13 protein-coding genes are annotated in these 14603 nt (G+C 70.6%); 9 read left to right on the top strand and 4 right to left on the bottom strand.

Features of this window, described 5'->3' with window-relative positions; genetic code table 11:
* Positions 1–5 precede the first annotated feature (5 nt).
* Both ACWDZ4_RS17355 and ACWDZ4_RS17350 read right to left on the bottom strand, forming a co-directional pair.
* The gene (locus ACWDZ4_RS17355) at positions 6–1235 is read right to left on the bottom strand and encodes a DUF349 domain-containing protein (RefSeq protein ID WP_451509253.1); all 1230 of its coding nucleotides are present in this window, start codon (positions 1233–1235) and stop codon (positions 6–8) included.
* A 144-nt stretch (positions 1236–1379) separates the two neighbouring features.
* Positions 1380–2189 (bottom strand): peptidylprolyl isomerase, encoded by an 810-nt coding sequence (locus ACWDZ4_RS17350; RefSeq protein ID WP_451509252.1) that lies wholly within the window; start codon positions 2187–2189, stop codon positions 1380–1382.
* A gap of 161 nt (positions 2190–2350) precedes the next feature.
* Here ACWDZ4_RS17350 and ACWDZ4_RS17345 point away from each other — a divergent pair, with 161 nt between their 5' ends.
* The 4 genes from ACWDZ4_RS17345 (at position 2351) to ACWDZ4_RS17330 (ending at position 6745) form a co-directional block, all read left to right on the top strand.
* Entirely contained in the window at positions 2351–3040 is a 690-nt protein-coding gene (locus ACWDZ4_RS17345) for an MBL fold metallo-hydrolase (protein ID WP_344496511.1), read from the top strand.
* 13 nt (positions 3041–3053) lie between these two features.
* The gene (hisS, locus tag ACWDZ4_RS17340) at positions 3054–4316 is read left to right on the top strand and encodes a histidine--tRNA ligase (protein WP_451509251.1); all 1263 of its coding nucleotides are present in this window, start codon (positions 3054–3056) and stop codon (positions 4314–4316) included.
* 383 nt (positions 4317–4699) lie between these two features.
* A complete protein-coding gene (locus ACWDZ4_RS17335) occupies positions 4700–5335 on the top strand; it encodes a vitamin K epoxide reductase family protein (RefSeq protein ID WP_451509250.1) in 636 nt (211 codons plus the stop codon).
* Between the two features lie 39 nt (positions 5336–5374).
* The gene (locus tag ACWDZ4_RS17330) at positions 5375–6745 is read left to right on the top strand and encodes a replication-associated recombination protein A (protein ID WP_451509249.1); all 1371 of its coding nucleotides are present in this window, start codon (positions 5375–5377) and stop codon (positions 6743–6745) included.
* 27 nt (positions 6746–6772) lie between these two features.
* Here ACWDZ4_RS17330 and ACWDZ4_RS17325 read toward each other — a convergent pair whose 3' ends face one another.
* Positions 6773–7462, bottom strand: coding sequence for a DUF2470 domain-containing protein (locus tag ACWDZ4_RS17325; RefSeq protein ID WP_451509248.1), 690 nt, complete (start codon positions 7460–7462; stop codon positions 6773–6775).
* Positions 7463–7647: 185 nt separating this feature from the next.
* Here ACWDZ4_RS17325 and rpsD point away from each other — a divergent pair, with 185 nt between their 5' ends.
* On the top strand, positions 7648–8262 hold the full coding sequence (rpsD, locus tag ACWDZ4_RS17320) for a 30S ribosomal protein S4 (RefSeq protein ID WP_028814090.1): 615 nt from the start codon (positions 7648–7650) through the stop codon (positions 8260–8262).
* A gap of 27 nt (positions 8263–8289) precedes the next feature.
* Here the strand turns inward: rpsD and ACWDZ4_RS17315 are convergent, their stop codons facing one another.
* Complete coding sequence (locus ACWDZ4_RS17315) at positions 8290–10497, bottom strand: ATP-binding protein (RefSeq protein WP_451509247.1); 2208 nt, start codon at positions 10495–10497, stop codon at positions 8290–8292.
* 148 nt (positions 10498–10645) lie between these two features.
* Here ACWDZ4_RS17315 and ACWDZ4_RS17310 point away from each other — a divergent pair, with 148 nt between their 5' ends.
* From ACWDZ4_RS17310 to ruvX, 4 genes are read left to right on the top strand one after another with little or no spacing between them, the layout of a single operon-like run.
* Positions 10646–11080, top strand: coding sequence for a DUF948 domain-containing protein (locus tag ACWDZ4_RS17310; RefSeq protein WP_093801854.1), 435 nt, complete (start codon positions 10646–10648; stop codon positions 11078–11080).
* Positions 11081–11087: 7 nt separating this feature from the next.
* Positions 11088–11399 (top strand): DUF6167 family protein, encoded by a 312-nt coding sequence (locus tag ACWDZ4_RS17305; RefSeq protein ID WP_451509246.1) that lies wholly within the window; start codon positions 11088–11090, stop codon positions 11397–11399.
* On the top strand, positions 11399–14068 hold the full coding sequence (gene alaS / locus ACWDZ4_RS17300; RefSeq protein WP_451509245.1) for an alanine--tRNA ligase: 2670 nt from the start codon (positions 11399–11401) through the stop codon (positions 14066–14068). Before ACWDZ4_RS17305 ends, alaS begins: the two co-directional genes overlap by 1 nt.
* Positions 14068–14532, top strand: a complete 465-nt coding sequence (ruvX, locus tag ACWDZ4_RS17295) for a Holliday junction resolvase RuvX (protein WP_451509244.1) — start codon at positions 14068–14070, stop codon at positions 14530–14532. Before alaS ends, ruvX begins: the two co-directional genes overlap by 1 nt.
* The last annotated feature ends 71 nt before the right edge of the window (positions 14533–14603 follow it).

The following is a 14603-nucleotide window of genomic DNA, read 5'->3' as shown; positions in this document are numbered from 1 at the left end:
GGCTCTCAGCCGCCGAACTCCTCCAGGCCCTTCATCGCCTGGTCGAGCAGCGCCTGCCGGCCTTCGAGCTCGCGGGCGAGCTTGTCGGCCCTGGCGTTGTTGCCCGCCGCGCGCGCCGCGTCGATCTGTCCGCGCAGCTTGTCGACGGCGTCCTGGAGCTGGCCCGTCAGACCCGCGGCGCGGGCGCGCGCCTCAGGGTTCGTACGACGCCACTCGTTCTCCTCGGTCTCCTGAAGAGCCTTCTCCACCGCGTGCATCCGCCCCTCGACCTTCGGGCGGGCGTCACGCGGCACATGGCCGATGGCCTCCCAGCGCTCGTTGAGGGAGCGGAACGCGGCCCGGGCCGCCTTCAGGTCCTTCACCGGCACCAGCTTCTCGGCCTCGGCCGCGAGCTCCTCCTTGAGCTTGAGGTTCTCGGCCTGCTCCGCGTCGCGCTCCGCGAAGACCGCGCTGCGCGCCGCGAAGAAGACGTCCTGGGCGCCGCGGAAGCGGTTCCACAGACCGTCCTCGACCTCGCGCTGGGCGCGGCCCGCGGCCTTCCACTCGGCCATCAGATCGCGGTAGCGGGCGGCCGTCGCGGCCCAGTCGGTGGAGTTCGACAGGCTCTCGGCCTCCGCCGCCAGCTTCTCCTTGGTCTTGCGGGCCTCCTCGCGCTGGGCGTCCAGCGAGGCGAAGTGGGCCTTGCGCCGCTTGGAGAACGCCGAGCGGGCGTGCGAGAAGCGGTGCCACAGCTCGTCGTCGGACTTCCGGTCGAGCCTCGGCAGGCCCTTCCAGATGTCCACGAGCGCCCGCAGCCGCTCACCGGCCGCCCGCCACTGGTCGCTCCGGGCCAGCTCCTCGGCCTCGACCACCAGCGCCTCCTTGGCGTGCTTCGCCTCGTCGGTCTGCTTGGCCTTCTCGGCCTTGCGCTCCTCACGGCGCGACTCGACCGTCGCGACCAGCGCGTCGAGGCGCTTGCTCAGCGTGTCGAGGTCACCGACCGCATGGTGCTCGTCGACCTGCCCCCGCAGGTGGTCGATGGCGGTCTGGGCGTCCTTGGCCGACAGGTCGGTGGTCTTCACCCGCCGCTCGAGGAGGCCGATCTCGACAACCAGGCCCTCGTACTTGCGCTCGAAGTAGGCCAGGGCCTCCTCGGGAGAGCCCGCCTGCCAGGATCCGGCGACCTTCTCGCCCTCGGCCGTACGCACGTACACGGTGCCGGTCTCGTCGACACGGCCCCACGGGTCGCTGCTCACAGCGCCTCCTCCACATGACGCCTGCGAGGGGCTGCTCGCCCCCCGGGCATCGTCCACAGTTTCTTTCGCGGGGCCACAGACGCCCTGCACACCGCCAACATAGGCGAACGGCAGGGCGGCTGTCCGCATCCCGCACTTCCGGATTTACTTGGTGACGGTCGCCTTGTCGATGACGACGGTGGCATTCGGCGCCCCGTCGCCCTGCCCGCTGGCCTCACCCGCACCGGCGATCTTCTTCAGCACGTCCATGCCGCCCTTGATGGTCCCGAACGGCGTGTAGTTGGGGGGCAGCTTGCTGTCCTGGTAGACGAGGAAGAACTGGCTGCCGCCCGTGCCCGGGCCCGCGTTGGCCATCGCGACCGTGCCCGCCGGGTAGACGTCGCCCTTGAGCTTCGGGTCCTTCAGGTTCTCGTCCGGCAGCTTGTAGCCGGGCGTACCGGACCCCTGCGCGGTCGGGTCGCCGCACTGCAGGACGTAGATGCCGCCGGTCGTCAGCCGGTGGCACTTCGTGTGGTCGAAGTAGCCCTTCCCGGCGAGGAAGTTGAACGAGTTCACCGTGCGCGGGGCCTTCGCCGCGTCCAGGCCGAGCGTGATGTCGCCGCAGGTGGTCCGCAGTTTCATCGTGTACGACGCGGACTTGTCGATGGTGAGCGCCGGCTCCTTCTTGTACGAGAGCTTCTTGACCGCTCCCGGGGCGGGCTTGTCACAGGGGTCGGGAGCCTTCTTCGACGGCGTGGCACTGGGCGCCGCGTCGGCGACGGTGGCGTCCTTGTCGTCGCCGCCCAGAGCGCCCGTGGCGTACACCACCGCTCCTCCCGCGAGCACCACGGCGAGCGCCGAGGCGATCACGGCGTTGCGGCGGCGCGACGTGCGCCGGGCCTCGGTGCGGCGCTGCTGCTGCCGTTCGTACTTCTCCCGGGCGAGCTGGCGCCGCCGCTGATCGTTGCTGACCACCGGTGTTCTCCTCGTGCGTCTCGTCTGTCACTGCTGTCCGGCCGAGCCGAGCTTGCCCGTACCGTATATGGGTTCGCTGGGGGATGAGCGGCCCCGGTAGGCTCTGATCTGCTGCAATTGCGCACAGCAATCTCCCGCCGGACGACATAGTGAGGACGATCGTGCTTATTGCCGGGTTCCCCGCCGGGGCCTGGGGGACCAACTGTTACCTGGTCGCCCCCGCCGCGGGTGAGGAGTGCGTGATCATCGACCCGGGCCACCAGGCCGCCGCGGGCGTCGAGGAAGCCCTCGCGAAGCATCGGCTCAAGCCCGTCGCCGTCGTGCTCACCCACGGCCACATCGACCATGTCGCCTCGGTCGTCCCGGTGTGCGGAGCGCACGACGTACCGGCGTGGATCCACCCCGCCGACCGGTACATGATGAGCGACCCGGAGAAGGCGCTCGGACGCTCGATCGGCATGCCGCTGATGGGCGAGCTGACCGTGGGCGAGCCGGACGACGTCAAGGAGCTGGCGGACGGCGCGGAGCTGAAGCTGGCGGGTCTCGACTTCACCGTCTCGCACGCGCCCGGCCATACCAAGGGGTCGGTGACCTTCAGGCTGCCCGAGCAGGCCGACATCCCGTCGGTCTTCTTCTCGGGCGACCTGCTGTTCGCCGGCTCCGTCGGACGCACCGACCTGCCCGGCGGCGACCACGCCGAGCTGCTCGAGTCGCTGGCCCGCGTGTGCCTGCCGCTCGACGACTCGACCGTGGTGCTGTCCGGCCACGGCTCCCAGACGACCATCGGCCGCGAGCGCGCCACCAACCCGTACCTGAACGGTCTGGCCGCCGCTCCCCGACGAGGAATGTGACGAGACAAGCCCCATGAGCACCTTCAAGGCCCCCAAGGGCACGTACGACCTGGTCCCGCCGGACTCCGCGAAGTTCCTGGCGGTGCGCGAGGCGATCTCCGCGCCGCTGCGGGGCTCCGGCTACGGCTACATCGAGACGCCCGGTTTCGAGGACGTGGCCCTCTTCTCGCGCGGCGTCGGTGAGTCCACCGACATCGTCTCCAAGGAGATGTACGCGTTCGAGACCAAGGGCGGCGACAAGCTGGCGCTGCGTCCGGAGGGCACCGCGTCCGTCCTGCGCGCGGCCCTGGAAGCCAACCTGCACAAGAGCGGCAACCTCCCCGTCAAGCTCTGGTATTCCGGCTCGTACTACCGCTACGAGCGCCCGCAGAAGGGCCGCTACCGCCACTTCTCGCAGGTCGGCGCCGAGGCGATCGGAGCCGAGGACCCGGCGCTGGACGCCGAACTGATCATCCTGGCGGACCAGGCGTACCGCTCGCTGGGCCTGTCGCGGTTCCGCATCCTGCTGAACTCGCTGGGCGACAAGGAGTGCCGTCCCGTCTACCGGGAGGCACTCCAGGGCTTCCTGCGCGGCCTCGACCTCGACGAGGACACGCGGCGCCGCATCGACATCAACCCGCTGCGGGTCCTGGACGACAAGCGGGACGGCGTACAGAAGCAGCTGGTGGGCGCGCCGATGCTGCGCGACTACCTGTGCGACGCGTGCAAGGCGTACCACGAGCAGGTCCGCGAGCTGCTGAACGCGGCGGGCGTCGCCTACGAGGACGACGAGAAGCTGGTGCGCGGCCTCGACTACTACACCCGCACCACCTTCGAGTTCGTCCACGACGGTCTCGGCTCGCAGTCCGCGGTGGGCGGTGGCGGCCGCTACGACGGTCTGTCCGAGATGATCGGCGGCCCCGCGCTGCCGTCCGTCGGCTGGGCGCTCGGCGTGGACCGCACGGTGCTGGCGCTGGAGGCGGAGGGCGTCGAGCTCGACCTGCCCGCCACCACCAGCGTGTACGCGGTGCCGCTCGGCGAGGAGGCGCGCCGCGTCCTCTTCGGTACGGTCACCGAGCTGCGCAGGGCGGGGATCGCTGCCGACTTCGCCTACGGCGGCAAGGGCCTCAAGGGCGCCATGAAGAACGCCAACCGCTCGGGCGCCCGCTACACGATCGTCGCCGGCGAGCGGGATCTGGCCGACGGCCAGGTCCAGTTGAAGGACATGGAGACCGGCGAGCAGGCGGCGGTCGCCCTGGACGCGCTCACGGCGGAGATCCAGCGCCGCCTGGCCTGACCTGCGGCACGTGTGGCACGCGTCTGACGCACGCACGGGGCCCGGCCGTCCACCAGGACGGCCGGGCCCCGTCGCGTCCGGTCCCGCCGGCCGGAGCGGCGGACCGTCCGGAGCCGCCACCCCGTCCGCTCGCACGCTTGCGCGGGCGGTCAACCCCGTGGGAGTGGATTCGTCTTGTCGGACGACGATGCCGGCTCTGGACGGTCCGGTGCCCGAAATCGTTGTTTCGCCCCGGTCACGGCCCTGTCGCGGCGATGGCGGGGGCGCTGTGGTGCGTACCTCCTTATGTCCGTCGAACGGTGGCCACGGGTGGCGGTGCGGCAGAATGGCCTTCCCGGCAGGTCACTCAGCCCACTCGGCTGACTCAGCGACGGAACGGCGATATGACGACTGCAGCGGTGGACGACCGCACTTCCAACGGCGTGCAGGAGGGCCAGAAGGGCACGACCGGCAGCGGTCGCCCCTTCGCCCTGCTGCTGGTGATCACGGGTCTGGCCGGGCTGCTGGCCTCGTGGGTCATCACGATCGACAAGTTCAAACTGCTCGAGGACCCGAACTTCACCCCGGGCTGCAGCCTCAACCCCGTGGTCGCGTGCGGCAACATCATGAAGAGCGAGCAGGCGGCGGCTTTCGGGTTCCCCAACCCGATGCTCGGCCTCGTCACTTACGCGATGGTCGTCTGCATCGGCATGGGCCTGCTGGCCGGCGCGCGCTACCGCCGCTGGTTCTGGCTCGGCCTGAACGCGGGCACCCTCTTCGGCGTCGCCTTCTGCACCTGGCTCCAGTACCAGTCGCTGTACAACATCAACTCGCTCTGCCTGTGGTGCTGTCTGGCCTGGGTCGCCACCATCGTGATGTTCTGCTACGTCACCACCCACAACATCAAGCACCGGATCATCCCGGCCCCCAGCGGCCTGCGCAGTGCTCTCGTCGAGTTCCACTGGGTGCCGCCGGTCCTGTGGATCGGTGTCATCGGGATGCTGATCCTGACCCGTTGGTGGGACTTCTGGACCAGCTGAGCCGCCGGCGTCGTCAGTGGGCTGACATAGGCTTCACACGTGGAGCCCGATCTGTTCACCGCAGCCGCGGAAGACCGCCAGCTCAAGGATCCGTCCAGCAGCCCCCTGGCCGTACGGATGCGCCCGCGCACCCTCGACGAGGTCGTCGGCCAGCAGCATCTGCTGAAGCCGGGGGCCCCGTTGCGCCGGCTGGTCGGGGAGGGCAGCGGCGGTCCCACCGGGCCCTCCTCGGTGATCCTGTGGGGCCCGCCCGGCATCGGGAAGACCACTCTGGCGTACGTCGTCAGCCTCGCCACCCAGAAGCGCTTCGTCGAGCTCTCCGCCATCACCGCGGGCGTCAAGGAAGTGCGGGCCGTCATCGACGGCGCCCGCCGCGCCTCCGGGGGGTACGGCAAGGAGACCGTCCTCTTCCTCGACGAGATCCACCGCTTCAGCAAGGCCCAGCAGGACTCGTTGCTGCCCGCCGTCGAGAACCGCTGGGTCACGCTCATCGCGGCGACGACCGAGAACCCGTACTTCTCGATCATCTCCCCCCTGCTCTCCCGCTCCCTCCTGCTCACGCTGGAATCGCTCACCGACGACGATCTGCGTGCCCTGCTCCACCGGGCCCTCACCGAGGAGCGCGGTCTCGGCGGCGCGGTCACGCTCGCCGGGGACGCCGAGGCGCACCTGCTGCGGATCGCGGGCGGCGACGCCCGGCGCGCCCTGACCGCGCTCGAAGCGGCGGCGGGCGCGGCGATCTCCAAGGGCGAGGAGGAGATCACTCTCGAAACGGTCGAGGAGACGGTCGACCGGGCGGCGGTGAAGTACGACCGCGACGGCGACCAGCACTACGACGTGGCGAGCGCCCTCATCAAGTCCATCCGGGGCTCCGACGTGGACGCCGCGCTGCACTACCTGGCCCGCATGATCGAGGCGGGGGAGGACCCCCGGTTCATCGCGCGGCGGCTGATGATCTCGGCCAGCGAGGACATCGGCCTCGCCGATCCGACCGCCCTGCCGACGGCCGTCGCCGCCGCCCAGGCCGTGGCCATGATCGGCTTCCCGGAAGCCGCCCTCACCCTCGGCCACGCCACGATCGCGCTGGCCCTCGCGCCCAAGTCCAACGCCGCGACGAACGCGATCTCCGCCGCCCAGGCCGATGTACGGAAGGGTCTGGCCGGCCCGGTCCCCGCGCATCTGCGCGACGGCCACTACAAGGGCGCGGCCAAGCTCGGCCACGCGCAGGGCTATGTGTATCCGCACGACGTGCCGGGCGCGATCGCCGCCCAGCAGTACGCCCCGGACGCCGTGCACGGCCGCCATTACTACGAACCCACGCGCTACGGAGCGGAAGCCCGCTACGCCGACGTCGTCGAGAAGGTGCGCGGCCGGCTGCGCGGCGACGGCCCGCCCGAAACCCGTCCCTGACCGCCGGTCGGCCGCTTCACTGCGACTTCACTGCGACGCGGCCGCCTCGAAGAGCTGGTGCATGGCGCGGCGCAGCCCGGCGATGTCGCGCACCGGTTCACGGAAGTCGAACCGCGCGTCGAAGACGCGCCCTGCGGCGCCGCCGCTGAAACGCACCCGCAGCCCGAACCGGTCCATCGCCACGGGTACCGCCCTGGTCCCGGCGGCGCGGTCGCCCGCGAGACCGCACAGCTGCCGCACCTGGTCGCCGTGGGCCGCGTGCAGATGCTGGAGCAGCTCCGCCTCGTGCTCGACGAGCGGATCCGCGGCCGCCGCCACGAACGCCTCGGCCTCGACCATCCCCGTCCCCCACAGATCGTCCACGCGCGCCTCGCCGACCTCGAGCCGCAGCAGCATCCGCCCCGGCCCGGCCACCCCGCGAACGCAGGTGAGCCAGCCGGAGACCCAGGCGCGGCCGCGGATCCGGTTGGGCACCGAGACCGGTGCGACATCGGTGATCTCCAGCACCACGGCCAGCTCGTCGTCCTGTGCGTGCGTGGCGGCCCGTACGACCGGTGAATCCGCGGGGAAGACCAGCAGCACTTCACCGTCGGGCCCCACGCTCCGCTCCTGCGGCACCAGCTGTTCGGGGTGGGCCACCACAGGACCGGGGAGAAGCACTACCGCGGAGCAGGTACTCTGTACGAGAGTTCGTGTGCGCTCGGCTGCTGACGGCATCCGCGCGATTTCAAGTCCGCTGGGACGCGGCTGACCACGATCTGATCGGACCTCCGTCGCGTCGACACTTCTGATGTCGGCCTTCTTTGTGTTGTCCGTGACGTGACTGGTGTTCCCCGGACGAGACATGCGATCTCCTTGAGTAAGGTGAGCCTAACCTAACCTACAACGGAGGTCTGGAGAACGTGCCTAACCAGTCGCGTCCCAAGGTCAAGAAGTCCCGTGCGCTCGGCATCGCGCTGACGCCGAAGGCTGTCAAGTACTTCGAGGCCCGCCCCTACCCGCCGGGCGAGCACGGCCGTGGACGCAAGCAGAACTCGGACTACAAGGTCCGTCTGCTCGAGAAGCAGCGTCTGCGCGCCCAGTACGACATCAGCGAGAAGCAGATGGCCCGCGCCTACGACCGCGCCAAGAAGGCCGAAGGCAAGACCGGCGAGGCCCTGGTCATCGAGCTCGAGCGCCGCCTCGACGCCCTCATTCTTCGTTCGGGCATCGCCCGCACGATCTACCAGGCCCGTCAGATGGTCGTCCACGGCCACATCGAGGTCAACGGTGGCAAGGTCGACAAGCCGTCGTTCCGCGTCCGTCCCGACGACGTCGTGATGGTCCGCGAGCGCAGCCGCGAGAAGCACCCCTTCCAGGTTGCCCGCGAGGGTGGCTACGACACCGACGGTGAGACGCCGCGCTACCTCCAGGTGAACCTGAAGGCCCTGGCCTTCCGCCTGGACCGCGACCCGAACCGCAAGGAAATCCCGGTCATCTGCGACGAGCAGCTCGTCGTCGAGTACTACGCCCGCTGATCCAGCGGCCGTAGTCGGGCAAGTGCCTCAGCCCGTCGTCTCCTCGTTCCGTACGGAACGGGAGGCGGCGGGCTCGCGCGTGTGCGGGGCGCTGCTCCCGGGCGCGGACGCCCCGCGCGGCCGGGGCGGGGCGTCCGGCGCCGGACGGGCCGGCCCTTCGAGCGCCCTGGCCACCACCGCGTCCAGGCCGAGCGAGGCGCCCTGGCACCGGAACTTCTCGTACGGGCCGTCGCCCAGGCGCCCGCGCGCCTTCTCCTCGCACAGCGCGTGCGGCGTGTTGTAGTACGCCGAACCGAACAGCGGCAGCCCCACCGACGGCCAGATCCGCCCGGCCGCCCCCTGGAGCACCGCCGCCTCCGCCGGGTCGCCCTCGTCCAGGGTGACCAGCGCCAGCAGCTCCAGAGCGAGCACCACGCCCAGCAGATCGTTGAACGCGTGGTCGATGGCCAGGCACTCCGCCAGCAGCTCCCGGGCCCGGTCCGGCCGGCCGTGCGTATGCGCCGCATAGGCCAGGACGTACAGCGCGTACGCGAGGGTCCAACGCTCCCCGTGGTCCTCGCAGACCGCGGTGACCTCCTCGCAGATCGCGACGGCCTGGGCCAGGTCGCCGCGGAAGGCCACCGCCATCGCCAGCTCGACCTGGGCCATCAGCACGTTGCTGTTGAGCTCGCCGATCTCTTCGTACCGCGAGAGCGCGTCGCGCAGCAGCTCCTCCGCCCGCCGCATGTCGTCGGAGACCAGGGCGAGACAGCCCGACCGGTGCACGGCGTACGCCGCCGCGACGGGGTTCGCGCTGAGTTCGGCGCCCTCGCGGCACTCCTGCAGGGCGGCGAGCGCCCCGATCGCGTCGCCCTGCAGCACGGCCACGTAACCGAGCACCCACAGCGCCTTCAGCCGGTGCGGCTCGTGCCTGCTCTCCGCCTCCAGGGCGTGGTCCAGCCAGTGCCGCCCCTCCGACAGTCGTCCGCAGCCGACCCAGTAGAACCAGAGGGTGCCCGCCAGGTACTGCCCCAGGTGCACGTCCTGCGGGTGTTCCAGCGAGTACTCCATCGCCCTGCGCAGGTTGGGCAGTTCACTGTCGACGCGCGCCGCCACCTCGGCCTGCCGGGGGCTGAACCAGTCCAGCTCGCACCAGGTCGCGAGCCCCAGGTACCAGTCGCGGTGCCTGCGGCACACGCGCTCCGCGTCGCCCATGGCCGCCAGCCAGTCGGCGCCGTACTCCCTGACGGTGTCCAGCATCCGGTAGCGGACCCCCGACGCGGTGTCCTCGCGGACCACGACGGACTGCGTGATCAGATCAGTGAGCACATCGAGGATGCTGCGCACGCTGGGGCCGCTGTCTCCCGGGAGTTCCGGACCGCCGCAGACGTACTCGGCCGCCTCCAGGTCGAACTGCCCCGCGAACACCGAAAGCCGTGCCCACAGCAGCCGCTGTTCCGGCGTGCAGAGCTCATGGCTCCAGCCGATCGCGGTACGGAGGGTCTGGTGGCGGGGGAGGGCGCCCCGGGTGGACCCGGTCAGCAGCCGGAAACGGTCGTCGAGCCGGTCGAGCAGCTGCTCGACGGAGAGCGCCTTCAGCCGCCCGGCCGCCAGTTCCAGAGCGAGCGGAAGCCCGTCCAGGCGACGGCACAGCTCGTGCACGGCGTCGCGGTTGGCGTCCGTCAGCCGGAAGCCGGGCCGCCCCGCGGCGGCCCGGTCGGTGAAGAGCCGGACCGCGTCCGGGCCGGGCATCGGCGGGAGGGAGAAGGTCTGTTCGCCCTCGACGCACAGCGGCAGCCGTCCGGCGGCCAGCACGGTCAGTCCGGGCGCGCGCCGGAGCAACTCCCTGACCAGCCCGGCGGTGGCGTCGACGAGATGCTCGAAGCCGTCGAGCACGAGCAGCAGCCGGCGTTCCGCGAGGTGCTCCACCAGCACACGGCGCGGCGGCTTGCTGGTGTGGTCGGTGAGCCCCAGTGCCTCGACGACCGCGTGCTCCAGCAGACCGGGATCGGCGAGAGCGGACAGCTCGGCGAGCCACGCCCCGTCGCAGTACCGTTCCTGCACATCGTTCGCGGCACGCAGCGTGAACCGGGTCTTGCCGACGCCCCCGACCCCGGTCACGGTGACCAGCCGGGCGTTCTCCAGCAGGCGGCCGAGTTCTGCCAGCTCCTCGCGCCGTCCGACGAACGGATTCAGCTCCGCCGGGAGGCTGCCGTGCGCGGGGGGTGGGGAGACGGGGCGGGGAGTGCGTCGCATAGGACACGGAGCGTACCGATCTGTAAGCACTCCGTACAATCACCCCGCGTACTCCCGTCCCCGCGCGCCCGTAATGCGGTACGGACCCGGAGCCCTGGCGCGATAGGCTCGCAGAACGACTTTTCTCGACGGCAGGGAGCGGTGCAAAGTGTCCGGTGGAGAGGTGGCCGGCATCCTGGTGGCCGTCTTCTGGGCGATCCTGGTCTCCTTCCTCGCCGTGGTGCTGGTGAGGCTGGCCCAGACGCTCAGGGCGACGACCAAGCTGGTGGCGGACGTGACCGAGCAGGCGGTCCCGCTGCTGGCGGACGCCTCCGCGACCGTCCGGTCCGCGCAGACCCAGCTGGAGCGGGTCGACGCCATCGCGACCGACGTCCAGGAAGTCACCTCCAACGCGTCCGCGCTCTCGACGACCGTCGCGTCCACCTTCGGCGGCCCGCTCGTCAAGGTCGCCGCCTTCGGGTACGGCGTACGCCGGGCGCTCGGCCGCGGCAAGGACGCTCCGGCGGCGGAGCAGCCGTCGCGTCGCACTGTGATCGTCGGCCGGACCGTGCCGTCCGCCCGGCGCAGGAAGCGGAAGGGCTGAAGCCGCAATGTTCCGCCGTACGTTCTGGTTCACCGCAGGCGCCGCAGCCGGTGTGTGGGCCACCACCAAGGTCAACCGCAAGCTCAAGCAGCTGACGCCCGAGAGCCTCGCCGCGCAGGCCGCCGACAAGGCGGTCGAAGCAGGTCACCGGCTCAAGGACTTCGCGCTCGACGTCAAGGCGGGAATGGCGCAGCGCGAGGCCGAACTCGGCGAAGCCCTCGGTCTCGACCCGCAGGACGACCCCGCAGCTCTCGAACACCGGCGTTTCGCCGCTCTCGACCACACCAAGCACTCGTACAACCGGAATGAGGACCACTGATGGAGTCGGCTGAAATCCGCCGCCGCTGGCTGCGCTTCTTCGAGGAGCGCGGACACAACGTCGTGCCTTCGGCGTCGCTCATCGCGGACGATCCGACCCTGCTGCTGGTCCCCGCGGGCATGGTGCCCTTCAAGCCGTACTTCCTCGGCGAGGTCAAGCCGCCCGCCCCGCGCGTCACCAGCGTGCAGAAGTGCGTGCGTACGCCGGACATCGAAGAGGTCGGCAAGACCACCCGCCACGGCACGTTCTTCCAGATGTGCGGCAACTTCTCGTTCGGCGACTACTTCAAGGAAGGCGCCATCTCGTACGCCTGGGAGCTGCTCACCAGCTCCGTGGCGGACGGCGGCTTCGGCCTCGACCCCGAGCGTCTGTGGATCACGGTCTACCTCGACGACGACGAGGCCGAGCAGATCTGGCGCGACAAGATCGGCGTACCGGCCGAGCGCATCCAGCGCCTGGGCAAGAAGGACAACTTCTGGTCCATGGGCGTGCCCGGACCGTGCGGCCCGTGCTCCGAGATCAACTACGACCGTGGCCCGGCCTTCGGCGCCGAGGGCGGCCCCGCCGTCAACGACGAGCGGTACGTGGAGATCTGGAACCTGGTCTTCATGCAGTACGAGCGGGGCGCCGGCGACGGCAAGGAGGACTTCCCGATCCTCGGCGACCTGCCGTCGAAGAACATCGACACCGGCCTCGGTCTCGAACGCCTGGCGATGATCCTCCAGGACGTGCAGAATCTGTACGAGATCGACACCTCGATGGTCGTCATCGACAAGGCCACCGAGCTGACCGGTGTCCGGTACGGCGCCGACCACGCCTCGGACGTCTCGCTGCGCGTCGTCACCGACCACATGCGTACGTCGGTGATGCTCATCGGCGACGGCGTCACCCCCGGAAACGAGGGCCGCGGCTACGTCCTGCGCCGCATCATGCGCCGCGCCATCCGCAACATGCGCCTCCTGGGCGCCACCGGCCCCGTCGTCGCCGAACTCGTCGACACCGTGATCGATTCGATGGGCCGGCAGTACCCGGAGCTCCTGACCGAGCGGGGGCGCATCGAGACCGTCGCCCTCGCCGAGGAAGCCGCCTTCACGAAGGCCCTCAAGGGCGGCACGAACATCCTCGACACGGCCGTTTCGGAGACCAAGGCCGCCGGTGGCAAGGTCCTGCCCGGCGACAAGGCGTTCCTGCTCCACGACACCTGGGGCTTCCCGATCGACCTCACCCTGGAGATGGCCGCCGAACAGGGTCTCTCCGTGGACGAGGACGGCTTCCGCCGCCTCATGAAGGAGCAGCGGGACCGGGCCAAGGCCGACGCCAGGGCCAAGAAGACCGGCCACGCCGACGTCTCCGCCTACCGCGAGGTCGCCGACAACTCCGGCACGACCGAGTTCACCGGCTACACCCACACCGAGGGCGAGTCGACCGTCGTCGGCCTGCTCGTCGACGGCCTGCCCTCCCCGGCCGCCACCGAGGGCGACGAGGTCGAGGTCATCCTCGACCGCACGCCCTTCTACGCCGAGGGCGGCGGCCAGCAGGCCGACACCGGCCGCATCAAGCTGGACACGGGCGCCGTCATCCAGGTGCGCGACGTACAGCAGCCGGTCCCGGGCGTCTCCGTCCACAAGGGCTCGGTCCAGGTCGGCGAGGTGACCGTGGGTGCCTCCGCCTACGCCGCCATCGACCTGAAGCGCCGTCGGGCCATCGCCCGCGCCCACAGCGCCACGCACCTCACGCACCAGGCGCTGCGCGACGCGCTCGGCCCGACCGCCGCCCAGGCCGGTTCGGAGAACGCGCCGGGCCGCTTCCGCTTCGACTTCGGCTCGCCGAACGCCGTACCCGGCACGGTCCTCACCGACGTCGAGCACAAGATCAACGAAGTGCTCGCCCGGGAACTCGACGTCCAGGCCGAGGTCATGTCCATCGACGAGGCCAAGAAGCAGGGCGCCATCGCGGAGTTCGGCGAGAAGTACGGCGAGCGGGTGCGCGTCGTGACCATCGGCGACTTCTCCAAGGAGCTGTGCGGCGGTACGCACGTCCACAACACCGCCCAGCTGGGTCTGGTGAAGCTGCTCGGCGAGTCGTCGATCGGCTCGGGCGTGCGGCGCATCGAGGCCCTGGTCGGCGTGGACGCGTACAACTTCCTCGCCCGTGAGCACACGGTCGTCGCCCAGCTCCAGGAGCTGGTCAAGGGCCGTCCGGAGGAGCTGCCGGAGAAGATCTCCGGGATGCTCGCCAAGCTCAAGGACGCCGAGAAGGAGATCGAGAAGTTCCGCGCGGAGAAGGTCCTCCAGGCCGCCGCCGGTCTCGCCTCCGGTGCCAAGGACGTACGCGGCGCAGCCGTTGTCACCGGCCAGGTGCCGGACGGCACCTCGGCCGACGACCTGCGCAGGCTGGTCCTGGACGTACGCGGCCGGATGCCGGCCGACCGCCCGACGGTCGTGGCCCTCTTCACCACGGCCAACGGCCGCCCGCTGACCGTCATCGCCACCAACGAGGCCGCCCGCGAGCGCGGTCTCAAGGCCGGCGAGCTGGTCCGTACGGCCGCCAAGACCCTCGGTGGCGGCGGTGGCGGCAAGCCGGACGTCGCCCAGGGCGGCGGCCAGAACCCGGAGGCCATCGGCGACGCCGTGGCCGCCGTCGAGCGTGCCGTCGGCGAGAGCGCCTGATGCGACGCGGCCGTCGCCTCGCGATCGACGTCGGGGACGCCCGGATCGGGGTCGCCTCGTGCGACCCCGACGGGGTCCTCGCCACGCCGGTGGAGACCGTGCCGGGACGTGACGTCCCGGCCGCCCACCGGCGGCTGAAGCAGCTCGTCGAGGAGTACGAACCGATCGAGGTCGTGGCCGGTCTCCCTCGCTCCCTCAGTGGGGGCGAGGGCCCGGCGGCGGTCAAGGTCCGCGCCTTCGTCCAGGAGCTCGCCCGCTCCGTCGCACCCGTTCCGGTACGACTGGTGGACGAGAGGATGACCACAGTGACGGCCAGTCAGGGCCTGCGCGCTTCGGGCGTGAAGTCCAAGAAGGGCAGGTCAGTCATCGACCAGGCGGCGGCAATTGTCATTCTTCAGAACGCGCTTGAGGCCGAACGGGTCTCAGGCAACCCCCCGGGCGAGGGCGTCGAAGTGGTTGTCTGATCGCGATACGGTAACGTTCCGCGCGATGCGGCGGTGTTCGAACAGCTGCCGCACAAAGAAGAGGCGGAACG

It is taken from the genome of Streptomyces sp. NPDC003016, from assembly GCF_053591455.1.
This window is presented reverse-complemented; position numbering and strand designations above follow the sequence as displayed.